We start from the raw sequence: 25,016 nt of genomic DNA, 5'->3' as shown, positions 1-25,016 counted from the left end.
GAGATCAGACTGATGGCAGCCGTACCTGGCGTCCGCCGTTCAGAGCTCGGTGACGCCTTGCGCGCCTGTCGCACGGCGTTCATCGGCGTCGGCTTGATGAGCTGCATGATCAACCTGCTCTATCTGACCGGGTCGATCTTCATGCTGGAGGTCTACGACCGGGTGCTGCCGAGCCGCAGCGTTCCGACCCTGATCGGGCTGATCGTCCTCGCCAGCTTCCTCTACATGGCGCAGGGCGTGCTCGACATGATCCGCAACCGGATCCTGGGGCGGATCGGCACCGCGCTCGATGAAGCCCTCAACAAGCGCGTGTTCGACACCATCGTGCGGCTGCCGCTGCTGGTCGGCAACCGCAACGAGGGGCTGCAGCCGCTGCGCGACCTCGACAATGTCCGCTCCTTCCTCGGCAGCATGGGGCCGAGCGCGTTCTTCGACTTGCCCTGGCTGCCGCTCTATCTCGCCATCTGTTTCGCCTTCCACGTCATGATCGGCGTCACCGCCTTGGTCGGCGCCATCATTCTGGTCGGGCTGACACTGGTCACCGAGTTCATGTCCCGCCAGCCGGCGAAGGAGGCGATGGGTCTCGCGGCCCAGCGCAACGACATCGCCCAGTCCAGCCGCCGCAATGCCGAAGTCATGGTGTCGATGGGCATGACCGGCCGGATGAACCAGCGCTGGAGCGAGGCCAACGAAAAATATCTCGACGGCAATCAGCGTGCGAGCGACGTCGCCGGCGGTCTCGGCGCGGTCGCCAAGGTGCTGCGCATGATGCTGCAATCGGCGGTGCTCGCGGTCGGTGCCTATCTCGTCATCCACCAGGAGGCGACCGCCGGCATCATCATCGCCGGCTCGATCCTGTCCGCCCGCGCGCTGGCGCCGGTCGATCTTGCGATTGCGCACTGGAAATCCTTCGTCGCGGCCCGCCAGAGCTGGCAGCGCCTCACGCGCCTGCTGGAGCAGATGCCCGCGCAGACGATGCCGACCCAGTTGCAGGCGCCCACCAGCCGCCTCTCGGTCGAGGGCATCGCCATGGTGCCGCCGGGCGACCAGCGCCTCATCGTGCAGGACGTCACCTTCGCGCTCGCCGCCGGCAACGGCCTCGGCGTGATCGGGCCGAGCGGCTCCGGCAAATCCTCGCTGATCCGGGCCCTCGTCGGCGTCTGGCAGCCCGTCCGCGGCAAGGTGCGGCTCGACGGCGCTGCGCTCGACCAATGGTCAAGCGACATGCTGGGCCGCCACATCGGTTATCTGCCGCAGGACGTCGAATTGTTCGGCGGCTCCATCGCGCAGAACATCAGCCGTTTCGACCCTGCGGCCACCTCCGACGGCATCATTGCCGCGGCCAAGGAAGCCGGCGTGCACGAGATGATCATCAAGATGCGTGAGGGCTATAACACGCAGGTCGGCGAGCAGGGCACCGCGCTCTCCGCAGGCCAGGCCCAGCGCGTGGCGCTGGCGCGTGCCCTCTACGGCAATCCGTTCCTGATCGTGCTCGACGAGCCCAATTCCAATCTCGACACCGAAGGCGACGAGGCGCTGACCCGCGCGATCCGCGGCGCACGCGACCGCGGCGCCATCGTGATCGTGGTGGCGCACCGGCCGATCGGCGTCGAGGCGGTCGACCAGATCCTGGTGCTGCGCGACGGCCGGATGCAGGCATTCGGACCGAAGGAGCAGGTGCTCGCCCAGGTGCTGCAGCCGCGCGTGACGCCGCCGGCACCGATCAAGATCGTCAGCGAAGGCGGGAAGTCATGAGCACGATGACGATCGGCGGCGTGAAGCCCGCCGTGAAGCGGACCGTGAGCCAGTCGATCAGGTTCCACCTGATGCTTGGCCTCGGAATCGTGCTGGTCCTGGTCGTCGGCCTCGGCGGCTGGGCGTCGACCGTGCAAATCTCCGGCGCGCTGATCGCCCCGGGCCAGATCGTGGTCGAATCCAACGTCAAGAAGGTGCAGCACCCGACCGGCGGCGTGGTCGGCGAGGTGCGCGCCCGCGATGGCGACGTCGTCAAGGCCGGCGACATCGTGGTGCGGCTGGACGACACCGTCACCAAGGCGAACCTCGCCATCGTCACCAAGAATCTCGATGCCGCGCAGGCGCGCGCCGCACGACTCCAGGCCGAGCAACGCGGGATCGACACGATCGACTTCCCGAAATCTCTGCTCGATCGCGGCAACGATCCCGACGTCAAGGCGCTGCTCTCCGCTGAAACAAAACTGTTCGACGTCCGCGTCAACGGCCGCGCCGGCCAGAAGGCGCAGCTGCGCGAACGCATCCAGCAGCTCAACGAGGAGATTGCGGGCCTGTCGGCGCAGGAGAAGGCCAAGGACAAGGAAATCTCGCTGGTGCAGCAGGAGCTGGTCGGCGTGCGCGATCTCTATGAGAAGCATCTGGTGCAGATCTCGCGCCTGACCACGCTGGAGCGCGACAGCGCCCGTCTCAACGGCGAGCGGGCGCAATACATCGCTTCGCGGGCGCAGGCCAAGGGCAAGATCACCGAGACCGAGCTCCAGATCATCCAGGTCGACAAGGACATGGTGAGCGAGGTCTCCAAGGATCTGCGCGAGACCAATGACAAGATCGGCGAGATGATCGAACGCAAGGTCGCCGCCGAGGACCAGCTTCGCCGCGTCGACATCCGCGCGCCGCAGGCCGGCATGGTGCTGCAATCGACCGTGCATACGGTCGGCGGCGTCGTCACCGCCGGCGACGCCCTCATGCTGATCGTGCCGCAGGCCGACGATCTCCAGGTCGAGGCCAAGGTCAATCCGGTCGACATCGACAAGCTGCAGATCGGCCAGAAAACGTTGCTGCGCCTGTCCGCCTTCAATCAGCGCACCACGCCCGAGCTCAACGGCGTCGTCAGCCGTGTCTCGCCCGACGTCACCACCGACCAGCGCACCGGCCAGAGCTACTACACCATCCGCGTCTCGCTGCCGGCGGACGAGATCGCCCGCCTCGGCGATTCCAGGATGATCCCCGGCATGCCCGTGGAAGCCTTTGTCCAGACCGGCGACCGCACTATGCTGTCCTATCTGATGAAGCCGCTGCACGACCAGTTGATGCGGGCGTTCAGGGAGAAGTGATAAGCGATGGCGCGGTATGTTCGCCCGTCATTGCTTCGCGGCTCTCGCAATGACGGAATGACCAAGATCTTGCTATAAGGCTGCTTGTTTCAATCAGCCCGGCGTTCGCACAATGCAATCTCCACCCTCCATCGCCACCGAACCCTTCTCCGACGCATCAGCGGCCGTCGCCCGTCTTGAAGAGATCTACGAGCGCAACACAAAGTTTCTGCGCGACAGGTTCGAGGCTTACGTCAACGGCGAAGCGATCACGACGCGCGCGCGGGCTTATTATCCCTTCGTGCGCATCACCACGGCGACGCATGCGCGGCTGGATTCGCGCCTCGCTTACGGCTTCGTCGCCCGGCCCGGCGTGCATGAAACCAGCGTGACGCGGCCGGATCTGTTCCGGACCTATCTCACCGAGCAGATCGGATTGTTGATCCAGAACCATGGCGTGCCCGTCGAGATCGGCGAATCCGTCGAACCGATTCCGGTTCACTTCGCCTATCGCCGCGACATCAACATCGAGGCCGCCATCACCACCAGCGAGAATTCGCCCGTGGCGCGGTCGCTGCGCGATGCGTTCGACGTGCCGGATCTGGCCACCATGGACGATTCCATCGCCGACGGCACTTTCGAGCTTCAGCCCGGCGCGCCCGAGCCGCTGTCGCTGTTTCGCGCCGCGCGCGTCGATTACTCGCTGCGCCGGCTCTATCACTACACCGGCACCGATCCCGAGCATTTCCAGAACTTTGTCATTTTCACCAACTACCAGTTCTATGTCGACGCCTTCGCGCAACTCTGCCAGCAGCGTCTTCAGTCCGGCGAGGTTGGCCTCGAAGCCTTCGTTGCGCCCGGGAATGTCATCATGCGCAGTGGCGGGGCGACCAGCGGGACGGCGCCCGCGCGCGTGCCGCAGATGCCGGCCTTCCATCTGGTCGCGCCGGGTTACCGCGGCATCACCCTGATCAATATCGGTACCGGTCCGTCCAACGCGCGCAACGTCACCGACCACGTCGCCGTGCTGCGCCCGCATGCCTGGCTGATGCTCGGCCATTGCGCCGGCCTGCGCAACACGCAGCGGCTCGGCGACTACGTGCTCGCCCACGGCTATGTCCGCGAGGATCATGTGCTCGATCGCGAGTTGCCGCCATGGGTGCCAATTCCGGCGCTGGCGGAAATGCAGGTCGCACTCGAAGAGGCGGTCGAGGACGTCACGGGTCTCGAGGGTTTCGAGCTCAAGCGCCTGATGCGGACCGGGACGGTGGCCAGCGTCGACAACCGTAATTGGGAGATCAGCGGGCCCGAGGTGATCCGCCGCCTGTCGCAGTCGCGCGCCGTCGCGCTCGACATGGAATCGGCCGCGATCGCCGCCAACGGCTATCGCTTCCGCGTTCCGTACGGCACGCTGCTGTGCGTCTCCGACAAGCCGCTGCACGGCGAGATCAAGCTCGCCGGCATGGCCAGCGAATTCTACCGCCAGCGCGTCGGACAGCATCTCGAAATCGGCCTGAAAGCATTGGATCGGCTCAAGCAGCAGGAGTCCGAGCGTCTCCATTCGCGAAAACTCCGCAGTTTTGCCGAAGTCGCGTTCCAGTAGAGCGCTTCAACCTCTTTGCGGCTGACAAGCCCGGCAATCCCAAGCATTGTCGGCGCGGGGGCCGACCGGACCGCTTCCATGCCGCTGATGCGTGACAAGATCATTGGCCATGATCTCGAACGGCTGGCCTTTCGCTTCACCATGTCGAGCGAGGGCGACATCGTGCAGTGCCAGATCAGCGACGCCGCGATGGACGAGCTCGCGGGCATGCAGGGCACCGAAAGCAGCGCGCGCCAGGCGCAATTCTTGTCCCTGCGCGAAACCATCGAACGGATCGCGTCGGATATCTATGACGAGGCGCCGCGGGTGCATGGCTATGTGGTGCGGATCTTCATGCGGCATTTGGGGCGGTAAGCCTCCACATATCCCGCTGTCATCGCCCGGCTTGACCGGGCGATCCAGTACGCCAAGGCCGTCGTGATTGATCGATGGGCCGCGGCGTACTGGATGCCCCGCCTTCGCGTGGCATGACAGCGGTGTTTGTGGCGAGGCTGCCCCGACGCACGCGAGCGGCGAAGCAGCTCAACTCTCCAATTTCCTCAGCAGCAACTTCAACGCCGTCGCCGCAAACACCTGCATGTTTTCGAATCGGTCGCCGCTGCCCGTCTCCAGCGTGATCACCTCCGCCGTGGGGCCCGACACCGCCATGCAGCTGTGGCCGGCGGCGTCGCCGTAGCGGTTGCCGGTGGGGCCGGCGGCGCCGGTCTCGGAGAGGCCCCAGTCGGAGCTGAAACGGCTGCGCATCTGGTCGGCCAGCAGTTTGGCGTAGGGCTCGGACGAGGAACGAAAGCCCTTCATTCCTTCGTCCGAAATATCCATCAGCACGCCCCTGGCATCGCGAGTGTAGACCACCGCGCCGCCGAGGTAATAGGCGGAGGCGCCGGGGACCGCGAGCAGGCTCGCCGAGATAAGGCCGCCGGTCGAGGATTCGGCTACCGCTATGGTTTGTTTGCGCGCGATCAGTTGGGCCGCGACCTGTTCCGCAATGCCGACGAGCTCTTTCATCCCTTGATCCTCTCATTCCTCGCAACCGAGCTGCGCCTTCCTAGCATATGCCGGTCGCCTTGGCCGAGTTGCGGACGACGGGCAGGCCTGCTTGAATGGCAGGCGCAAGACGGCGCGGTGAAGCGCTGCGCAAGTAACGTCACGAGGAAACGCAAGGAGACGTGATGGCGTCCCTGATCGCCGGCGGGGTGGATTGCGACGTGCATCCGGCCGTGCCGCATCTGACCAGCCTGCTGCCGTATCTGAACGACTATTGGCGCGATCAGGTGACGACGCGTGGCATGGTCGACCTCGTCTCGCAATCCTATCCCGAGCATTCGCCGATCACGGCGCGGCCCGACTGGCGGCCCGAGAGCGGCAAGCCGGGCGAGAGGTTGGAGGACATGCAGCGCCATGTGCTCGATCCCTTCCAGCTCGAGCTCGCCATCTGCAATCCGCTCTATGGCGTGCAGATGGTGTTTTCGGAAGATTTGCAGGCCGCCTTCTGCCGCGCGCTGAACGAGTGGCTCGCGAAGGAATGGCTCGATCGCGATCGGCGGCTGCGCGGCTCGATCGTCATTCCCACGCAAAGCGTCGACAAGGCGGTCGCCGAGATCGAGCGCTGCGCGCAGGACAGGCGCTTCGTACAGGTCTTGATGCTGGTCATGGGCGACACGCCGCTCGGTAAGCGGGCGCTGTGGCCGATCTATGAGGCCGCCGAACGGCTGGACCTGCCGGTCGGCATCCACGCCGGTTCCGCCTATCACAATCCGCCGACTGCTGTGGGGTGGGGTTCCTACCACATCGAGGATTATGTCGGTCAGGCCCAGGCGTTCCAGACCCAGCTCACCAGCCTGATCGTCGAGGGCGTATTCGTCAAATATCCTGGGCTGAAGATGGTGATGCTGGAATCCGGCGTCTCCTGGATCTCGCCCTATCTATGGCGGCTGCACAAGTTCTGGCGCGGGGTTCGGATGGAAACGCCCTGGGTCGATCGCGCGCCGCTGGAAATTGTGCGCAGCAACATCCGCTTCTCGTTACAGCCATTTGATGCGCCGCCGGAGGCCGAGACATTAATTCGCCTGTTTGATCATATGCAGTCGGACGAATTGGTCCTATTCTCCACGGACTATCCGCACTGGCAGTTCGACGGCCAGGACGCGCTGCCCGAGGGTCTGTCTCCCGGTCTCGTGCGCAAGATCATGATCGATAATCCGCATGCGACCTATCCCCGCCTGAAAGAACTCCCTCCCAAGGAGGCAAGGCCATGAACATCCAGTTCCGCGAACAAACGGATTCCGTCGCTCCCCTCACCGTGAAGACCGCGATCGCGGACTGCGACATCCATCCGGCACGCGCGACCCGCACCGAGCTCTATCCCTACCTCGCCAAACGCTGGCAGCATCATCTCGAAGTCTACGGCGTCCACGCCTATCAGGGCATGATGGAAGGCCCGCCCTATCCAAAGGCACAGCCCAACGCCTCGCGCCGTGATGCCTATCCGCCGGAGGGAGGCCCGCAGGGCTCCTCGCTCTCCTTCATGCAGAAGCAGCTGCTCGATCCCAACAATGTGCAGCTAGGCGTGCTCAATCCGCTCAACACCGGGCAGGGCATCCGCAACCACGAGCTCTCGGCTGCGCTGTGCTCGGCGATCAACGACTGGCAGATGGACAAATGGACCAGCAAGGACAAGCGGCTGAAGGCGTCCATCGTCGTCGGCAATGAGGACGGGCTGTCCGCCGCCGCCGAAATCCGCGAGCGCGCCGGCGACAGGAATTTCGTCCAGGTGCTGCTGCTCAGCCGCAATGTCGAGCCGCTCGGGCAGCGCCGCTACTGGCCGATTTATCAGGCCGCGGAAGAGGCGGGCCTGCCCGTCGGGGTCCACGCCTTCGGCTTCGGCGGCAATCCGATCACGCCGTCGGGCTGGCCGTCCTATTACATCGAGGAGATGGTGGGCCATTCGCAGTGTCAGCAATCGGCGCTGGCGAGCCTCGTCCTGGAAGGCGTATTCGAGCGCTTCCCGAAACTGAAGATGGTGATGATCGAGGCCGGCTTCGGCTGGGCGCCGTCACTGGCCTGGCGGCTCGACAAGGTCTGGCAGCGCCTGCGGAGCGAGGTGCCGCATGTCAAACGGCCGCCGTCGGAATATATCCGCGAGCAGGTGTGGTGGACCACGCAGCCGATGGAGGACCCGGAGCGGCGCGAGGATCTGTTCGACGTCATCAAATGGATCGGCTGGGACCGCCTGCTGTTCGCGACCGACTATCCGCACTGGGACTATGACGAGCCGTCGCGCGTGTTGCCGGCCGGCGTCAGCGAGGCTAATCGCGAAGCGTTTTACCTCGGCAATGCGAAGAAGCTTTACGGAATTGCCTGATGGCGCGTCATGTCATTGCGCCAGTGGATGAGCTTCCGCCCGGCACGCGAAAATTCCTGGAGATCGAGGGACGCCCGATCGCGGTCTTCAACATCAAGGGCGAATATTTCGGATTGATGAACCGCTGCCCGCATCAGGGCGCGGCGCTGTGCGAGGGCCCGTTGATCGGGCTCGCGCAGTCCAGCGACCCCGGCGAGATCGAATACACCAAACTCGGCGAGATCATCCGCTGCCCCTGGCACGGCTGGGAGTTCGACATCCGCACCGGCCAGTCCTACTGCGACCCCCGTCGCTTCCGCGTGAAAGCCTATCCGGCCCATGTCGAGCCGGGCGCGAGCGTGGTGAAGGGGCCGTATGTCGCTGAGACTATCGCGGTGAAGGTCGAGAGTGATTACGTGGTGGTGGAGCTGTAAGTGCCGCCGCATCGCAGGCGCGCTCCCTCTCCCCGCTTGCGGGGAGAGGCGAAGAGCCATCAATGCCCCGCAACCGGCTCGGCCGCCGCATCATACGTCGTCACCGCCTGGCGCCCGCCGCGATAGACGATCGATGCGGCGATGATGCCGAGCACCGCACCGAACATGAGCCAATACGCTGGCGAGGCCTTGTCTCCGTTGGTCATGCTGATCAGTTTGGTTGCCACAAAGGGGGTCGACGTTCCGAAGATGCCCGCAGCCAATGCGAACGCGATCGAGAAACAGGTGGTACGGACGTGTGCCGGCACGATCTCGACCAGGCACCCCAGCATCGTGCCGCTGTAGACGCCAAAATAGAACGAGAACATCATCTGGACTGCCAGCAGTTTTCCGAAGGTGGGGGCCGCCGCGAGCCAGGAAAGTGCCGGGTAAGCCGTCAGGAAAGCCAGGATCGCGATTGTCAGCAGCACAGGCTTGCGGCCGATCCGGTCGGAGACCGCGCCGCCCACCGGATTCCAGATGAAGTTCGTCACCGCAACCAGAAGGGTCACGAGCAATGTCCCTGTCGGCGAAAGGTTGAGCTGCTTGCCGAAACCGGGGGCGTACACCGTGATGAAGTAGAACGTCGTCGTGGTCAGCACCGCAATCATCATCCCGAGAATGACGATGCGCCAGTTCGCGATCGCCGAAGCGAACACCTCGCTTGCGGTCGGATGTTTCTTCATGGCGAGGAAAGCCGGTGTTTCCTCGAGCGATCGCCGCAGCATGAAGATCACGGGGATAATGATGCAGCCGATGAAGAACGGGATGCGCCACTTCGCGATTCCCCCGAGTGAATCCAGGAAAGTATCGCTCGGAATGGCTTCCCTCAGGATGAAGCCGATAATCGCCGCGACGAAGATCGCGACCTGCTGGCTGGAAGACTGGAACGAGGTGTAAAAGCCGCGATTGCCAGGCGTTGCGATCTCGGACAGATAAACAGAGACGCCGCCCAGCTCCACGCCGGCCGAGAACCCCTGTATCAGCCGGCCAATCAGCACAATGACCGGCGCGACAACGCCGATCGCGGCGTAAGACGGACAAAAGGCAATTACCACGGTCCCAAGAGCCATGAGCGCAAGCGTGACGATCAGGCCTTGGCGGCGGCCGATGCGGTCGATGTAGGCACCCAGCACAATTGCGCCGACCGGACGCATCAGCGCACCGAGCCAGAACACGCCATACGCATTGAGAAGTGCTGCGGTGTCGTTTGCGGCGGGGAAAAACGCCTTCGCGATATCCTGCGCATAGAATCCGAACAGGAAGAAGTCGAACTGCTCGAGGAAATTGCCAGACGTGGCGCGCAGGATCGCGCCGAGGCGCGACTTGATCTCGGGCGGAGTGGTTGCTGGTCCAGCCATGACGTTGCTCCCTTAAAGACGCGGCCGGACCGGAACTCGTTTCACGGCAAGGCGACAGATCGATGCTGCGACAATCTGTCACCTGTCTCGCGCGAGCGGGGGTGAGTCAACCCATTTTGCCGGGGAAGCTGATGATTTTTCAGGCTTTATTCTGCGTTGCAGCAATCATCCAGGTGCGAAACGCGGCCAGCTTCGGCGCTTCGCGGCGTCCCTCCGGCGCGACCAGGTAGAAGCCGGCATCGGCTGGCAGCGCGATCTTGAAGGGCACCACGAGCCGGCCCTTGGCGATGTCGTCCTGGACGTAGGAGGTCCGGCCCATCGCCACGCCGATGCCATCGATCGCGGCCTGGATGGTCATGAAGATCATGTCGAAGGTGATGCCCGGCTGCCGTGCGATATCGACCGGCAGGCCCGCCGCGGTCAGCCATAGCCGCCAGTCGTCGCTGTTCGCATTCGAGGTGTGGAGCAGCGGATAGCCTCGGAGATCCTCGGGCCGGTTCAGCGGCTTGTCGCCCCGAAGGAGAGAGGGCTGCACACTGGAAACAGCTCGTCCGCCATCAGCCAGTCGGCGCGCAGGCCCGGCCATTGGCCGCGGCCGTAGCGGATCGCAGCATCGACATTGTCACGCTGGAAATCGACGAGGCTGGTCGACGTGGTGATGCGGACGTCGATGCCGGGATGCTGCTCCTGGAAATCGGTCAGCCGCGGCAGCAGCCATTTTGCCGCGAGCGAGGCCAGCGTCGAGACCGTCAGCACCTTGTCGTCGTCCTTGCGCAGCAGCCGGTCGGTGGCGAGACGGAGGTCGTTGAAGGCGGCGCGGACGCCCGGCAGATAGTCGCGCGCCTCCGGCGTCAACGCCAGCGCGCGGTTCTGCCGGATGAACAGGCGGATGCCGAGCTCTTCCTCGAGCCTGCGGATCTGATGGCTGATCGCGGTCTGCGTCACGTTCAGCTCGCTTGCGGCCAGCGTGAAGCTGAGATGGCGCGCAGCGGCCTCGAACGCCCGCAATCCGTTCAGCGAGGGCAATCTGGCAGTCATCTGGCAGCAGGATGCATGAGGTTATTTCATGCGAAGGAGTACAAATTGTCGTTTGTCGCAGTGCACTAAGAAGCAGATATTAGTGCCCAGATTAGCTCAGGGAGCTTAAAATGTCTACTTTGACCCAGAATTCAATGACAAATGATCATGCGTCCGGACTGTTCACCCAGATCGGGGACACCTTGCATGTCTGGCACGAGCGCTATCGCACCCGGCGTGAACTGACCCATTGGACAGCCCGCGATCTTCATGACGTCGGCCTGTCCTGGAGTGACATTGCGTACGAGGCTGACAAACCCTTCTGGCGGGCCTGATTGGCCGCCAGGCCGGCGCCGCCTGACTGCGGGGCGCCGGCGGTTCCTTTTCCTCTTGGGAACGTGTCATGAGCACTCTTCGCCTGGAAGATCTGAAGCAATATTCGGACACGCTACGCACCCGACACGGCGAGGCGCTCAACGTCCGTTTCGTCGAGCCGCGCGACACCGAGGAGCTTCAGCATTATTTCCGCTCGCTCACGACGCGGTCCCGCTACAACCGCTTCTTCGGCGCGATCAGCGAATTGCCGAAGGGCCTGCTGAGCGAATTCCTGGATGTCGGCGGGCGCGAACGCTTTACTGTGGTTGCGACCAAGTTGGTCGACGGCTTCGAGACCATCGTCGCCGAGGAGCGCTATGCCTTCCATGCCGAGACGTCGACGCTGGAGTTCGGCCTGTCCGTCGATGACCGCTGGCAGGGCCACGGCATCGCCACCAAGCTCATGAAGAATCTCGAATGCCGCGCCGCTGCGCTCGGCGCCGAGCACATGTTCGGTGACACGCTGCGCTCCAACGACACCATGATCTCGCTTGCACGCAAATCTGGCTTCGCCTTCGTCAACCATCCCGATGATTGGAAGCTGGTGCGCTTCGACAAGGAAATCAGCGTCGCACCGAAAGACATTCCCTGCGCGAGCTGGCGCCTCGCCGCCCTTTCCCGTCAGGCCGAAAGCCCCTCAGCCTCGGCCTGACGTTACTGCGAGCCCGGTTCTGGCGATCCAGAGCCGGGCATTTTTTGCGAGACGAGCCAGCTGCACCTCGCGAAGGTGCTGGCCTATTCCTCAGTGATCCAAATACCCCGGTCGCTCAAGGCTGCGAGCACGGCTTCGATGTCTTCCGGCTCCGTCTTGGTGGACGGCATTAACTCGTTCAGTTGATCGAAAGTGACGTAGCCCGTTTTCTCCGCAAGGATAGCGGCCTTCCGCACCACCTCAGTCCAATCCATTCAGCCCTCCTGAAAATGGGGTACCTACTATATGGAATGAGCTGATAGTCGCGGCCGCTTAGCACGAAGCGAGCGCTGACCACAGGGCGTCTTACTTTCCCGTGAACACCGCTTTCCGCTTCTCGATGAACGCCTGCACCGCCTCCTTGTGGTCGGCCGTCGTGGTCAAGCGGATCAGCCGCTCTGCCTCGTGGTCGCGGGCGGTTTCGAAATCGAACAGCAGGGCCTCGTCGAGATTGTCCTTCATGTAGCGCAGCGCGAGGCGCGGGCCTTCGGCGAGCGACTTTGCCAGGGCGAATGCTTCGGCTTGCAATTTGTCGTCGGGCACGACGCGGTTGACGAGGCCGATGGCTTCGGCCCTGATCGCATCGACGCGATCGCCGGTGAACAGCAGCTCGCGCGCCCGGGCGGTGCCGACGAGGCGCGTCAACAGCCAGGCGATGCCGTAGTCGCCGGAGAGCGCGATGCGCGCGTAGCCGGTGGCAACGAAGGCCGATTGCGCGGCGATGCGGATGTCGCAGGCCATGGCGATGGCAAGCCCCGCGCCGACCGCGGGGCCGGGGAGGGCGGCGATGGTCGGCTTGCGCACCGACACCAGCGCCCCTGTCAGCAGCCGCTGCCGTTCCTGGAGGTCGGCGACCTTGTCGTCAAAGGACATGTCGAGCTTAGCCTTGTCGCGATGCGCGCCCATGCCCTTGACGTTGCCGCCGGCGCAAAAGCTTCGCCCGTGCCGGTGAGCAAGAGCGCACCGACATCGGGGCTCTCGCCGCAGGTCCGGATCATCGTGCGCAGCGCCGGCGTCAGCGTGTCCGACAGCGCGTTGCGCGCCTCCGGCCGGTTCAACGTGATCACCGCGACGCGGTCGCGGATGACGCATAGCAGTTCATTGGTGCCGGTATCGATCGTGGTGTCGGTGGTCATTGTCGCTACCTTTCTTCGTCATTGCGAGCGAAGCGAAGCAATCCAGGCTGCCTCCGCGGAAAAGTCTGGATTGCTTCGTCGCTTCGCTCCTCGCAATGACGGTTGTTGTTGTATTGTCGCCTCAGAACTTCTCCACCCAGGGCCGCAGCTCCAGCTCCCAGCTCCAGGCACTGCGCGGCTGCTGCAGCACGTTCCAATAGCTCTCCGCGATCGCATCGGCATCGAGCATCGAATCCGGCTTGTCCGTGGGCTCCGTGCGCGTTGCGCTCTTGATGCCGCCGTCGATGACGAAATGCGCGACATGGATTCCTTGCGGCGACAATTCGCGCGCCAGGCTCTGTGCGAGGCCTCGCAGCGCGAACTTGCCCATCGCGAAGGATGCGGATTGTGCGTAGCCCTTGACGCTGGCCGAAGCACCGGTGAACAGGATGGCGCCATGCTTGTTCGGCAGCATGCGCTTGGCGGCCTGCTGCGCCACCAGGAAGCCGCCATAGGCGCTGATCGCGATCGCGTTCGCAACATCGGCCGGTACGAGGTCGACGAACGGCCCCGCGTGCGGCCGCTGGCGTTGTAGACGACGAGATCGGGCGTGCCGATCTCGCGCTCGACCAGGCCGAACAGGCGCTCGACTTCCTCCGGCTCGACGGCGTTGCAGGCATAGGCCTTGGCGCCGGTCTCGCTGCAGAGCGCGCCGAGCTTTTCGATCTTGCGCGCGGCCAGCGCGACGCGGATGCCTTGCGCGGACAGCAGCCGCGCCAGCGAGGCGCTCAGGCCTTCGCCGGCACCGACGATGAGTGCGATCTTGTATTTCGGATGTTCCATGATGTGGTCCCTCGAGGATCAGGAGTCGCTGATCTATGCATGGCGCGTGCGAACAGCCAGCAGGGGTATCGGGAGGATGATCACATTCCGCAGAGCGAATTGCTCCCTCGCGGCGATCATGCCTCTCTGACAATTTGCGGCTTTATCCAATCTGTCGGCTGGAGCATGATCGACATCATCCCAAGCGGCAAGCGCTAAACAGCGTCAAATGGCGGCGGGACGCGGAAACCAAGAGGACGATCATGCACAAGCCGGTCACAGCGCAGCCAAACAATGTCGCGGCGGCACCATCCGGCCTGCTGGCGCCCGATACATCGGGCATGAATTTCTACCGCGCCGATCAGGCGCTGACGGATCTCCTGCGTATCCATCTGCCGGAGACACTATTCCGTCACATCGAGCCGCATCTCGATCGCCTCGGGGAGCTCGCCGGCGGTCCGCTCGACGATTATGCCCGGCTCGCCGACCGTCACCCGCCTGTGCTGCATCAGCGCGACAAGTTTGGCCGCGACGTGCAGTGGATCGAATACCACCCGGCCTATCGCGAGCTGGAGAACGCCGCGTTCGGCGAGTTCGGCATCCATGCGCTCTCGATCCGCAAGGGTATCATGGGCTGGCCGGACAAATATCCGGTGGTGGCAAAACACGCCTTCACCTTCCTGTTCAACCAGACCGAGTTCGGCATGGGCTGCCCGATCAACGTCACCGATGGCTGCGCAAAACTGCTGGCGAATTTCGGCAGCGAGGCGCTGAAGGCGAAATATCTCGACGGCCTCACCCAGACCGACATGAGCAAGCTGACGCAGGGCGGCCAGTTCATGACCGAGAAGGAGGGCGGCTCCGACGTCGGCACGCTTACGACGACGGCGGTGCAGGAGGGCGACCATTGGCGCTTGTACGGCGAGAAATGGTTCTGCTCGAATGCCGACGCCAAGGTCGTGATGCTGCTGGCGCGCCCAGAGGGCGCCGGTCCCGGCACGCGCGGCGTCGGCCTGTTCCTGATGCCGCGCTTCCTCGACGACGGCTCGCAGAACCACTACCGGATCGTGCGTCTCAAGGACAAGCTCGGCACCCGCTCGATGGCCTCGGGCGAGATCAAGCTCGAAGGCGCGATCGCATATGCGGTCGGCAAGCTCGACCGCGGCTTCGTGCAGATGGCCGAGATGGTGAACTCGTCACGGCTCTCCAACGGCGTGAAATCCACCGCGCTGATGCGCCGCGCCTATCACGACGCGATGACGGTGGCCAAAAATCGCGTGGTGTTCGGCAGCCGCATCATCGATCTGCCGCTTGGCCGAAGGCAGATGCTGAAGATCATGCTCCCGGTCGAGCAGGCGCTGTCGATGAGTTTTCTCACCGCCGACGCGCTCGACCGCGCCGAAGCGGGCAGCCAGGATGCAGCCGCGCTGCTGCGCATCCTGACGCCGACGCTGAAATTCCGTGCCACCCGCGATGCGCGAAAAGTCTGCGGCGATGCGCTCGAGATGCGCGGCGGCATCGGCTATATCGAGGAATTCGCCACCGCGCGGCTGCTGCGCGATGCGCATCTCGGTTCGGTCTGGGAAGGCACCGGCAATATCGTTGCGATCGATGCGCTCCGCCGCGCGGTCGGCCGCCACGGCGCCGAATCCGCGCTATCGGCCGATCTGCATGCCCGCCTGGACGACAGCGCCTCCGTGCCGCAGGCCTGGCGCGACAATTTGCGCGGCCTCGTCGATCGCGCCGTCGGTTTCGCCCGCGAGGTCGCGGGGACATCCGAGAACGAGGCCGATGCGCGCCGCGCCACCAGCCTGCTTTACCATGTCGCCAGCGCCGTGGCGCTTGCCTGGGAAGCGCATCGCATCCACGACATGCGCGGCGACGCGCGCCGGCTGCTGCTGTCGCGTCTGGTGATCGATCATCGCGTGGCGCCGAACGATCCGTTCCGGCTGACGGAAAATGCGGTGCAGCAGAAGATCGCCGCGCTGCTGCTCGGCGATCGCGATGCCGGCATGAGCGAGGTTGGCGAACTGGTTCTGGCGGCGTAGGCTGCGCTCGCGTCCAAACCAATAAAAACGACAGGGAGTGCTCGATGAAGGCCGCCGTCCTCTATGAAGTCAACAAGCCGCTGGTCATCGAGGATGTCAGCCTGCCCAAGCCCGGCCCACGCGAGGTCCTGATCCGCACGACGGTTGCCGGTCTCTGCCACTCCGATCTGCATTTCATGGAAGGGCTCTACCCGCATCCGCTGCCCGCGGTGCTCGGGCACGAATCCGCCGGCGTCGTCGAGCAGGTCGGCTCCGACGTGACCTATGTGAAGCCCGGTGACCATGTCGTCACCTGCCTCTCGGTGTTCTGCGGCACCTGCGACAATTGCACCACGGGTCGCACCGTGCTCTGCACCGACACCACCGTAAAACTGCTGCCGGGAGTCTCCAACCGGATGCAATGGTCGAGGCCCGAGAAGCTGCACCAGTTTCTCAACCTCTCGTCCTTCGCCGAGCAGATGCTGGTGCACGAGAACGCCATCGTCAAAATCCGCAAGGAAATGCCGCTCGATCTCGCGGCGCTGATCGGCTGCGGCGTCATCACCGGATACGGCGCTGTCGTGAACACGGCAAAGGTGACGGCCGGCGAGACCGTTGCGGTGATCGGCTGCGGCGGCGTGGGCATGGCCGCGATCAACGGTGCGCAGATCGCGGGCGCGGGCCGCATCATTGCCATCGACACCAATCCGGCCAAGCTCCAGCTCGCCACCAAGCTGGGCGCCACCGACATCATCAATCCCGCCGACGGCGACGTCGTCAAGCAGGTGCGCGACCTCACCAATGGCGGCGTGCATCATTCCTTCGAGGTGCTTGGCCGCAAGGAGACCGCCGAACAGGCCTTCGGCATGCTCGCCTCGGGCGGCACCGCGACCATCGTCGGCATGATTCCGTTCGGCCAGAAGATCGAGCTGCACGGTTTTGATTTCCTGCGCGAACGCCGGATTCAGGGCTCGTCGATGGGCTCCAACCATTTCCGTGTCGACATGCCCCGGCTGGTCGATTTCTACCTGCGCGGACGGCTGCACCTGGAAGACTGGATCTCCGCCAAGCTGAAGCTCAGTGAGATCAACGAGGGCTTTGCCAACATGAAGGCAGGCAAGACGCTGCGCAGCGTGATCGTGTTCGATAGCTGATTCTTTCACCTCTCCCCGCACTGCGGGGAGAGGTGAGAGCTCAATCATCGAACATCTTCGGCGGCACGAACCCGCCGAATTCGCGCTCGATCAGCTCGGCGAGCTTGAGCGGCGTACGGTCCTCCAGCCACGGCCCGACGATCTGCACGCCGATGGGCAGTCCATCCGGAGCAAAGCCCGTGGGGATCGCGGTCGAGGGCAGGCCGGGCAGCGTGGCGATGCCGGGCCAGGCGAGCTGGTCGGAATAGACGTGTTCCTTGCCGTCGATCAAGATCCGGCGCTTGTCCTGCTCCGGCGAATGGTCGTGCGGGTAGGCCGCAATCGGCATCACCGGGCAGATCACCGCGTCGAACGTCTTGAACAGCTCGCGCCATTGTGCGCGCAGGCGCGTGCGTCCGCCGTTCGCCATTTGCCAGTCGCGATGGCTGAGCGCGATGCCGCGCAGCCGCTCGGCGCCGAGGCTGGTGTCCCCCTCCGGCAGCGCCTCGGCCGCTTTCTTCGCGCCGGCATAGACGTCGGATGGGAAGCCTGCCCCCAGGAACGACAGCAGCATGCGCATATAGAGCCGCGACGATGCCGCGAAATCCGGCAGCAGAGGACTGCTGCGCTCGATCTTCACGCCAACCCTGGCAAGGTTGTCGGCGAGCGTGTTGATGGTGCCGCGCACGGCAGTGTCTGTCGGCAGCACCGGATCGGTGTCGATCACCAGCACGCGGAAATCCTTGAACGCTTCGTGGCGCGCGGCCGGCAGCTCGAGCCGGTAGGCGAGGCCCGCATCGATCGGATCCGGCCCGGCCATCACGTCGAGCACCAGCGACAGGTCGGCGGCGCTGCGCGCCATTGGACCGATCACCGAGAGGTCGCGCTCGAACGGCAAGGGCGGCAACGGCGGTGGCGTGTGGCCGCGCATCGCGGCGAGGTTGAAGGTCGGCTTGTGCGCGTAGACGCCGCAATGGAATGCTGGCACGCGCAACGAGCCGCCGATGTCCGAGCCGATCGACAGCGGTCCATAGCCCGCCGCGAGCGCGGCCGAGGAGCCGCCGGAGGACCCGCCCGGCGTCCGGCCGAGATCGTAGGGATTGTTGGTGGTGCCGTAGATGTCGTTGTAGCTCTGCCAGTCACCGAGCCCGAGCGGCACGTTGGTCTTGCCGACAATGACGGTGCCGGCGTCCTTCACCCGCGTCACCGGCAGCGCATCTTCCCCGGCAATGAAATCCTTCTGCGCGGGAATGCCCCAGGTCGTCGGCAGGCCCGCGATGTTGTAGGATTCCTTCACCGTCATGGGCAGGCCGAGCAGCGGCTTTCTTTCGCCGCGCGCCAGCGCCGCGTCCGCCGCGCGTGCGGCGTCAAGCGCACGATCGAAATCCCGCACGCAGATCGCGTTGATCTTGCCGTCGTGCCGTTCGATGCGGTCGATCGCATCCTGCGTGAGCTCGACCGACGAGACCTTCTTCGCGGTCAACGCGGCCGACAGCTCGACCGCGCTCTTGAAACTCCATTCCGACTTGGCCACGACATGCTCCTGCGTTTCACCGATGAGATGATGCGCAGTTTGGCCGAACGTCGCAACCGCCGTTTGACGGGGATTGCCATGCAGGACGCTGAACGCCTACGCCGCCCCGATCAATATGCCCACCGCCAGCACGATGGCGCCGCCGAGCACGATCTGGAAGACGGCCTGGAGGAACGGCGTGTCCATGTAGCGCGCGCGGATGAAGGCGATCGCCCACAATTCGAAGAACACGACGACACCGGCGATCGCGGTTGCGATCCAGAACGCATTGGCCCAATGGTCCGGCACGAGGTAGGGCATGGTGTGGCCGAGGCCGCCGAGCGTCGTCATCGCTCCGCAGGTGAGACCGCGCAGCCACGGCGAACCGCGGCCGGTCAGCGAGCCGTCGTCCGAAAGCGCTTCCGCAAAGCCCATGCTGATGCCGGCGCCGATCGAGGCGGCGAGACCCACCAGGAAGGTCTGCCAGTTCTGGTGGGTGGCGAAGGCCGCCGCAAAAAGCGGTGCGAGCGTCGAGACCGAGCCGTCCATCAGGCCGGCGAGGCCCGGCTGCACATATTGCAGCACGAACATGCGGCGGTTGGTGCGATCCTCCTCCGCGCGCACACCGGGGCTGAGAATCTGGTCCGTCAGCTTTGCGGCCATTTCCTCATGGCCTTTCTCGGCTTCGGCGAGATCGCCGAGCAAACGGCGAACGCCGACGTCCTGCGCCTGCTCGGCCGCCTTGACGTAAAAGCGCTCGGCCTGCATCTCCATGGTCTCGACCTCCCTGCGGATGGTCTCGAGCGACAGGTTCTTGGTGAGCCAGACCGGGCGGCGGCGCAGGAAGCCCTTGACGTCCTCGCGGCGGATGGGGGGCAGATGCGGACCGAAGCGCTGCTCGTAGGTTTCCAGCAGCATGTGGCGATGTCCGCGCTCTTCCTCCGCCATCTGCTCGAAAATTTTCGCGGAATCCGGGTACCGCTCCCTCAGATCCTCGGCGAAGGTCATGTAGATGCGGCTGTCTTCCTCCTCGGAGGAAATCGCGACCGCAAGCACCTCGCGCTCGGTCAGATCGGCAAAATTCTTCACAACGGCCCTGCTTCAATAGTTTAGAATAGTTCTAAACTATATAGGGTGCCCCGGTTCCTGGGTCAAATCAGGCGGCGAGGCGTGATCAGCACGCTTTGGCCAGGAAATCGAGCAGCAAACGGCTCACCTCGCCCGGTTGCTCCTGTTGCACCCAATGTCCGGCGCCATCGACGAGATGGCAGCCAAGCATCTTGCTGCACCCACGTCCCTGCATCGCCTCGAACACGCCGGGACGCTGATAGGTGCCCCAATCCTGCTTGCCAGAGATGAAGCACGAGGGCACGTCGATGCTGCGGCCGGAGAACAATTGCATCTCGTCGTTGAGCATGCCGGTCGTGCCGTAGCGGTACCATTGCAGCCCACCCTGGAATCCGGTGCGGCCATATTCGGCGCTGTAGAAAGCGAGGTCGCTCTCCGGCAACCATTGGTTGGCGGCGATCGCAGCGGGCGAGGGCATTTCCTTCGCGACTGTCTCGGCCATGGTCTCGCCGGCGTCCATCACGTAATAGGTCGGCAGTTTTGCAAGTTCATTCGCCGACCACGATTTGAGCGGATAAGGCTTGTTGCCGGTCCAGTCCGCGCTCTTGTGATGATAATAGGCGCGCAGGAAATCATGCAGGCCCTGCGGCGCGTGCTGCATGTCGGAATTGGCCGGCCGTGTCGCGTAATACCATTGATAATGCTTTCGCGGACGCGGCAGCGCGGCGAGCTCGCGATGCACGGGGTCTTCGACCGCAGGCTTCGCCGGCCGATCGACCGTGTCGAAAGGCAAGGGTGGCGCGCCACCGAACGGTGCGCTCATCAGCGTCACCGAACGAAAGACATCCGGCCGGATCAGCGCGCACCACGCGGCGACCGGGCTACCGAAATCATGCCCGGCGAGATCGACCTGCCCGTAACCGAAGGCTGTCACCAGAGCGAGCGCGTCACGCACCAGGTTGAGGAGCGAGAAGGGCGTGAGATCGCCGTCGTAATCCGCGCTCCATCCCGTGGTCCGGCCATAGCCGCGCTGGTCCGGCGCGATCACGTGATAGCCGGCGGCCGCAAGCGCCGGCATCACTTTTCGCCAGGAGAAGGCGAGCTCCGGAAAGCCGTGCAGCAGCAGGATGCACCGCCGCCCTCTGGTCTCGAAGCCGGCTTCGAGCACATGCATGCGCAAGCCATTGATGCCATCGACGTAACGGGAGCGGATGCCGGCGGGCAGGGGGATGTCGGGGAGCGCGGTCATCGTTTCCTCCGTGAGGGCCGTTTCTTACCCTCCAGGGGAGGATGGGAGTTCGCGGGACGAGCAGCGCTGGATCACACCGCCGCGCAGACGAACCCGTTGCCCTTGCGCCGGATCTTCCCCACCGAGGGCGAGGGAAAATGCGCGGTGCAGCACAGCGTGTCGGTGTCGCAATAGCGATCGAGGAAGCCGCGCCGCGTCGTTGCCGCCGCGGCCGGGTCGACGTCGAACTTCACCGACATCTCCGGATAGAGCGTCTGGATCGGCGAGTGCATGAGGTCGCCGGAGAAGACGGCGTCGTCCTTGCCGCGACCAAAGGTGAATGCGACATGGCCGGGCGTGTGGCCCGGCGTCGGCAGGATGCGGACGTGATCACCGATCTGATGGTCGTTGCCGACCACTTCGTGGCGCTTGGCTTCGACCACCGGCAGCACGCTATCGACGAAGGGCGGCACGGGCGCCTTCGCGTTCTGCTCGGTCCAGTAGTCGAATTCCTGCTTGCCGAACACGTAGCGCGCCTTGGCGAAGGTCGGCACCCAGCGGCCGTTCTCCAGTCGCGTGTTCCAGCCGACGTGATCGACGTGGAGATGCGTGCACATCACGAAATCGATGTCGTCAGGTGAGAACCCGGCAGCGTTGAGCCCGCGCAAGTACGTGTCGTCGGTCTTCATGTTCCATTTCGGCCGCTGCGGGCGGGGCTTGTCGTTGCCGATGCAGCTATCGACCAGAATGGTGTGGTGCGGCGTCTTGATCACGTAGGACTGGAAGCACAGCAGCAGTACGTCGTTGTCGTCGAGCGCCTTGGCCTGCCGCATCCATTCCCGATTCTCGGCGAGTACCTCGGGCGTCAGTCCCGGCAGCATCTCCAGCGCCGGGACGAACGAGGTTTCCTGCTCGATGACGCGATGGATGGTGAGATCGCCGACGGAGAATTTCAAACTCATGAGAACTCCCGCTATTCGATTACGCCGCCGGCGGCACCGAGATCTTCACGGAGGGCCGCTCCAGCATCTTCTGGTGGAAGGCGTCGAGCTTCGGATAGGCCTTGCGCCAGCCGCAATCGGCGAAGCGGAAGTCGGCATAGCCGAGCACGCAGACGAGGCCGATCTGCGAGATGTCGAACGGGCCGTTCAGAACATCAGGCATGTTCTCGAAGTGCGCCATGCCTGTCCAGGCCCGGTTCCAATGGTCGTCCGACCAGGCCTGCCATTGCAGGCCCTGCGGCCGCACCATCTTCTCGTAGCGGCACAGCAGCATGGAATCGAGCATGCCGTTGATCAGGGAATGATTGGTCTTGGCCTGCCAGCGCCGCGGACCGTAGTCCGGGATCAGGCTGCCGCCGGCCATCTCGTTGAGATATTCGACGATCACATAGGAATCCAGAATCACGTCGCCGTCATTGGTGATCAGCACCGGCAGCTTCTTCAGCGGCGTGATCTTCGAATAGTCTTCGTTGGCCGTGCCCGGCGCTACGGTTGCGGACGTGAATTCGATCTTGTCGATCAGCCCGAGCTCGATCGCGGCGATGCGCACCTTGCGGGCGAAGGGCGAGGCGGCGGAGAAGGAGAGTTTCATGGGAATATCCTACGGCGTGACCGGCAGATTGGTCTTTCGTCATTGCGAGGAGCGAAGCGACGAAGCAATCCAGGCTGCCTCCGTAGGACGATCTCTGGATTGCTTCGCTTCGCTCGCAATGACGGCGTGGTGACAATTATGGCCGCAGCTTACGCCGCTACGATCTCCTGGCGCTGCTCGCCGAGACCCTCGATGCCGAGCGTGATGACGTCGCCGACATTGAGGAAGGTCGGCGGCTTCATGCCGAGGCCGACGCCGGGCGGCGTGCCGGTGGTGACGATGTCGCCGGGCTCGAGCGTCATGAACTGCGAGACATAGGAGATGCACTTGGCCATGGAGAAGATCATGGTCTGGGTCGAGCCGGTCTGGCGGCGCTGGCCGTTGACGTCGAGCCACATCGACAGGTTCTGCACGTCCTTGATCTCGTCCTTGGTGGCGAGCCACGGTCCGACCGGGCCGAACGTGTCATGCGACTTGCCCTTGGTCCACTGGCCGAGGCGCTCGGTCTGGAAGTTGCGCTCGGAGACGTCGTTGCAGACGCAGTAGCCGGCGACGTAGTTCAGCGCATCGGCTTCCGAGACGTATTTGGCGCGGGTGCCGATGATGGCGGCGATCTCGACCTCCCAGTCGAGCTTGGTCGATCCGCGCGGCTTCTCGACCGCGTCGTTCGGGCCGGACAGCGAGGTGTTGGCCTTCAGGAAGATGATCGGCTCGGTCGGGATCGCAGCGCCGGTTTCCTTGGCGTGGTCGCTGTAGTTGAGGCCGATGGCGACGAATTTCGAGATGCCGGTCACGGGCGCGCCGAACCGCGGCTTGCCGGAGACGGCGGGCAGCGAGGCGGGGTCGATCGCCGCCAGCTTCTTCAGCGACTCCGGCGAATAGGCCTCGCCGGTGAGGTCCTTCACATGCGCCGACAGGTCGCGCAACTGGCCGGATTTGTCGATCAGGCCGGGCTTTTCCGCACCCTTTTCGCCGTAACGAACAAGCTTCATTCTCGTTTCTCCCTGAAAGATGGACCGATCGGTTAAATAGCTTCATGGAACAGGGCGGCGGGAAATTCAACCGTTCAAACGGGGCGCATTGCAGCCCTTACTTTGTGGGGTGGGCAAAGGTGCGAAGCGACGTGCCCACCGATGCTCTTGATCGACTGATACTGGTGGGCACGCTTCGCATTGCCCACCCTACGATTGCAGCGCCACAAACCTGAACGCATCCCCATCCCGCTTGATATGCCCCGCCGAGAAATGTCCGCCGATGACCAATGTCGGCGTATCCGCAAACCGACCGAACAGCGCGGCCCGCGTCGCCGCCGATTGCGTCTGGTCGGAATCCGCCGTCGAGGACCAGCCGAGATGCTTCATCTGGCAGGGATGATGGGCGACGTCGCCGGTCAGCAATCCCTGCTCGCCGTCCGACTGGATCAGGATGCTCATATGGCCGGGGCTGTGGCCCGGGGTCGGGATCATGCTGATGTCGTCGGACAGACGATGATCGCCCGGGATCAAATCGGCCCGGTCGGCATCGACGATCGGTTTCACGGAATCGGCAAACACCGCCTGCTTGTCAGGCTCGGTCGAATGGTCGCGCCAATGCTCGTATTCGGTACGGCCAAAGACATAGCGCGCCTTCTGAAAGGTCGGCACCCATTTGCCGTCGACGAGCTTCGTATTCCAGCCGACGTGGTCGACGTGAAGATGGGTGCACAGCACGGTGTCGATGCTGTCCGGGGCAAAACCCGCCGCAGTCATCGTCTCCAGGAACGGCGTGGTGCGGTTGTTCCAGGTCGGGACGTTGCGGCCCTGCTTGTCGTTCCCAAGGCCGGTGTCGACCACGATGCGCTTGTTGGGCGTCTCGACCACCAGCGAGTGGATCGACATCTTCAGCCGGCCTTCTTCGGTCGCAAAGTGCGGGATCAGCCATGGCAGCTTCTGGATTTCCTCGTTGCTGGCCAGGGGCAGGATGAAGCGGGTCGAGCCGACCGTCTCCAGCTCCACGATTTTCGTGATTTTGACTTTGCCGACCTTCCACTGCATGCGGCGTGTCCCCATGTTCTTGCTTTGGCGCCGAAACATGCTGGTTTCCGCCATGAAGTGCAATGGATCATCTGATGGCGTGCCGCGTTATCGCGGGAACCCAGGACAAGCCAGAGGGGAGCATATGCCAGAGCTTTCGATTTCCACCGAGAAGGTGACCTTCATCATCGAGAAGGCGCGCGAATTCGACGTCAAGGAGGCGGCCTCCGATCCCGACTCGGGCTCCAATCCCGCAGACGATGGCGAGACCGACGTGCTCGAGGATACCGCGTCCGACCCGGTCGCCGGCGAGCTTTCGGGTTTCATCCTGGCGATGAACGAGGACGAGCAACTCGACCTCGTGACGCTGATGTGGCTCGGTCGCGGCGACGGCACGGTGGAGGAGTGGGACGATTTGCGCGCCCGCGCCATCGAGGCGCGCGCCGAATACAAGAAGCCCAGGCATGAAGCGGTGCAGTACCTGCTGGGCGAGCCGATGCTGGGCGATCTCCTGGCCGACGGCATGGACGAGCTAGGCATCGACTGGACCGACGAGCGGACCACGCCGGTTCCGTAGTCC

General features: G+C 64.1%; 22 protein-coding genes and 3 pseudogenes. 12 read left to right on the top strand and 13 right to left on the bottom strand.

Translation table 11 applies throughout. The annotated features are described in order from the left end of the window. Positions 1–12: 12 nt before the first annotated feature. The 4 genes from ACQ86E_RS10705 to ACQ86E_RS10690 all read left to right on the top strand — a co-directional run bounded on the left by ACQ86E_RS10705 (position 13) and on the right by ACQ86E_RS10690 (position 5,022). Positions 13–1,755 (top strand): type I secretion system permease/ATPase, encoded by a 1,743-nt coding sequence (locus tag ACQ86E_RS10705; RefSeq protein WP_431205354.1) that lies wholly within the window; start codon positions 13–15, stop codon positions 1,753–1,755. After that, on the top strand, positions 1,752–3,086 hold the full coding sequence (locus ACQ86E_RS10700) for an HlyD family type I secretion periplasmic adaptor subunit (protein ID WP_431205353.1): 1,335 nt from the start codon (positions 1,752–1,754) through the stop codon (positions 3,084–3,086). The genes ACQ86E_RS10705 and ACQ86E_RS10700 overlap by 4 nt, the downstream gene beginning before the upstream one ends. Before the next feature lie 112 nt (positions 3,087–3,198). Then, on the top strand, positions 3,199–4,668 hold the full coding sequence (locus ACQ86E_RS10695) for an AMP nucleosidase (RefSeq protein WP_431205352.1): 1,470 nt from the start codon (positions 3,199–3,201) through the stop codon (positions 4,666–4,668). A 78-nt stretch (positions 4,669–4,746) separates the two neighbouring features. Next, on the top strand, positions 4,747–5,022 hold the full coding sequence (locus ACQ86E_RS10690; protein ID WP_431205351.1) for a DUF1488 family protein: 276 nt from the start codon (positions 4,747–4,749) through the stop codon (positions 5,020–5,022). 168 nt (positions 5,023–5,190) lie between these two features. Here ACQ86E_RS10690 and ACQ86E_RS10685 read toward each other — a convergent pair whose 3' ends face one another. After that, complete coding sequence (locus ACQ86E_RS10685) at positions 5,191–5,673, bottom strand: CinA family protein (protein WP_431205350.1); 483 nt, start codon at positions 5,671–5,673, stop codon at positions 5,191–5,193. Between the two features lie 164 nt (positions 5,674–5,837). Here ACQ86E_RS10685 and ACQ86E_RS10680 point away from each other — a divergent pair, with 164 nt between their 5' ends. Genes ACQ86E_RS10680 through ACQ86E_RS10670 form a run of 3 tightly spaced genes read left to right on the top strand, consistent with a single transcriptional unit; the run spans position 5,838 to position 8,442 of the window. Next, positions 5,838–6,923, top strand: coding sequence for an amidohydrolase family protein (locus ACQ86E_RS10680; protein ID WP_431205349.1), 1,086 nt, complete (start codon positions 5,838–5,840; stop codon positions 6,921–6,923). After that, the gene (locus ACQ86E_RS10675) at positions 6,920–8,029 is read left to right on the top strand and encodes an amidohydrolase family protein (RefSeq protein ID WP_431205348.1); all 1,110 of its coding nucleotides are present in this window, start codon (positions 6,920–6,922) and stop codon (positions 8,027–8,029) included. Before ACQ86E_RS10680 ends, ACQ86E_RS10675 begins: the two co-directional genes overlap by 4 nt. Continuing rightward, positions 8,029–8,442 carry a Rieske (2Fe-2S) protein gene (locus ACQ86E_RS10670; RefSeq protein ID WP_431205347.1) on the top strand — a complete coding sequence of 138 codons (414 nt, stop codon included), beginning with the start codon at positions 8,029–8,031 and terminating at the stop codon, positions 8,440–8,442. Before ACQ86E_RS10675 ends, ACQ86E_RS10670 begins: the two co-directional genes overlap by 1 nt. Positions 8,443–8,501: 59 nt before the next feature. Here the strand turns inward: ACQ86E_RS10670 and ACQ86E_RS10665 are convergent, their stop codons facing one another. Further along, positions 8,502–9,842, bottom strand: a complete 1,341-nt coding sequence (locus tag ACQ86E_RS10665; RefSeq protein ID WP_431205346.1) for an MFS transporter — start codon at positions 9,840–9,842, stop codon at positions 8,502–8,504. Positions 9,843–9,981: 139 nt separating this feature from the next. After that, positions 9,982–10,880: pseudogene (locus ACQ86E_RS10660) on the bottom strand (transcriptional regulator GcvA). A 110-nt stretch (positions 10,881–10,990) separates the two neighbouring features. On the opposite strand from ACQ86E_RS10660, the gene ACQ86E_RS10655 reads away from it, so the two are divergent. Both ACQ86E_RS10655 and ACQ86E_RS10650 read left to right on the top strand, forming a co-directional pair. After that, complete coding sequence (locus tag ACQ86E_RS10655) at positions 10,991–11,194, top strand: DUF1127 domain-containing protein (RefSeq protein ID WP_431205345.1); 204 nt, start codon at positions 10,991–10,993, stop codon at positions 11,192–11,194. Positions 11,195–11,262: 68 nt separating this feature from the next. Beyond that, on the top strand, positions 11,263–11,886 hold the full coding sequence (locus ACQ86E_RS10650; protein WP_431205344.1) for a GNAT family N-acetyltransferase: 624 nt from the start codon (positions 11,263–11,265) through the stop codon (positions 11,884–11,886). An 83-nt stretch (positions 11,887–11,969) separates the two neighbouring features. Here ACQ86E_RS10650 and ACQ86E_RS10645 read toward each other — a convergent pair whose 3' ends face one another. The 3 genes and pseudogenes from ACQ86E_RS10645 to ACQ86E_RS10635 all read right to left on the bottom strand — a co-directional run bounded on the left by ACQ86E_RS10645 (position 11,970) and on the right by ACQ86E_RS10635 (position 13,883). Further along, complete coding sequence (locus tag ACQ86E_RS10645; protein ID WP_431205343.1) at positions 11,970–12,140, bottom strand: RNA polymerase sigma factor region1.1 domain-containing protein; 171 nt, start codon at positions 12,138–12,140, stop codon at positions 11,970–11,972. Positions 12,141–12,231: 91 nt separating this feature from the next. Next, positions 12,232–13,061 (bottom strand): annotated as a pseudogene (locus tag ACQ86E_RS10640) (enoyl-CoA hydratase). Positions 13,062–13,182: 121 nt separating this feature from the next. Beyond that, positions 13,183–13,883, bottom strand: a pseudogene (locus ACQ86E_RS10635) (SDR family NAD(P)-dependent oxidoreductase). Between the two features lie 242 nt (positions 13,884–14,125). Here ACQ86E_RS10635 and ACQ86E_RS10630 point away from each other — a divergent pair. Both ACQ86E_RS10630 and ACQ86E_RS10625 read left to right on the top strand, forming a co-directional pair. After that, the gene (locus tag ACQ86E_RS10630; RefSeq protein WP_431205342.1) at positions 14,126–15,910 is read left to right on the top strand and encodes an acyl-CoA dehydrogenase family protein; all 1,785 of its coding nucleotides are present in this window, start codon (positions 14,126–14,128) and stop codon (positions 15,908–15,910) included. A gap of 44 nt (positions 15,911–15,954) precedes the next feature. Next, a complete protein-coding gene (locus ACQ86E_RS10625) occupies positions 15,955–17,043 on the top strand; it encodes a Zn-dependent alcohol dehydrogenase (protein WP_014439514.1) in 1,089 nt (362 codons plus the stop codon). Positions 17,044–17,083: 40 nt separating this feature from the next. Here the strand turns inward: ACQ86E_RS10625 and ACQ86E_RS10620 are convergent, their stop codons facing one another. From ACQ86E_RS10620 to ACQ86E_RS10590, 7 genes are all read right to left on the bottom strand, one after another. Then, entirely contained in the window at positions 17,084–18,556 is a 1,473-nt protein-coding gene (locus tag ACQ86E_RS10620; RefSeq protein ID WP_431205341.1) for an amidase, read from the bottom strand. Between the two features lie 96 nt (positions 18,557–18,652). After that, positions 18,653–19,624 (bottom strand): iron exporter MbfA, encoded by a 972-nt coding sequence (mbfA, locus tag ACQ86E_RS10615; protein WP_431205340.1) that lies wholly within the window; start codon positions 19,622–19,624, stop codon positions 18,653–18,655. Positions 19,625–19,709: 85 nt separating this feature from the next. Beyond that, positions 19,710–20,852, bottom strand: a complete 1,143-nt coding sequence (locus tag ACQ86E_RS10610) for an alpha/beta fold hydrolase (protein ID WP_431205339.1) — start codon at positions 20,850–20,852, stop codon at positions 19,710–19,712. Between the two features lie 71 nt (positions 20,853–20,923). Beyond that, positions 20,924–21,793: an MBL fold metallo-hydrolase gene (locus tag ACQ86E_RS10605; protein ID WP_431205338.1), complete on the bottom strand. Its 870-nt coding sequence runs from the start codon at positions 21,791–21,793 to the stop codon at positions 20,924–20,926. 19 nt (positions 21,794–21,812) lie between these two features. Next, positions 21,813–22,424 carry a glutathione S-transferase family protein gene (locus tag ACQ86E_RS10600; RefSeq protein WP_431205337.1) on the bottom strand — a complete coding sequence of 204 codons (612 nt, stop codon included), beginning with the start codon at positions 22,422–22,424 and terminating at the stop codon, positions 21,813–21,815. Between the two features lie 149 nt (positions 22,425–22,573). Next, positions 22,574–23,416: a fumarylacetoacetate hydrolase family protein gene (locus tag ACQ86E_RS10595; RefSeq protein ID WP_431205336.1), complete on the bottom strand. Its 843-nt coding sequence runs from the start codon at positions 23,414–23,416 to the stop codon at positions 22,574–22,576. 189 nt (positions 23,417–23,605) lie between these two features. Next, positions 23,606–24,457, bottom strand: a complete 852-nt coding sequence (locus ACQ86E_RS10590) for an MBL fold metallo-hydrolase (protein ID WP_431206442.1) — start codon at positions 24,455–24,457, stop codon at positions 23,606–23,608. 124 nt (positions 24,458–24,581) lie between these two features. Here ACQ86E_RS10590 and ACQ86E_RS10585 point away from each other — a divergent pair, with 124 nt between their 5' ends. Then, the gene (locus ACQ86E_RS10585) at positions 24,582–25,013 is read left to right on the top strand and encodes a DUF3775 domain-containing protein (RefSeq protein ID WP_431205335.1); all 432 of its coding nucleotides are present in this window, start codon (positions 24,582–24,584) and stop codon (positions 25,011–25,013) included. Positions 25,014–25,016: the final 3 nt, after the last annotated feature.

It is taken from the genome of Bradyrhizobium betae (genome assembly GCF_050632175.1).
GTDB lineage: Bacteria > Pseudomonadota > Alphaproteobacteria > Rhizobiales > Xanthobacteraceae > Bradyrhizobium > Bradyrhizobium betae_B.
The sequence above is the reverse complement of the archived record's forward strand: the minus strand, read 5'-3'. Positions and strand labels throughout refer to the sequence as shown.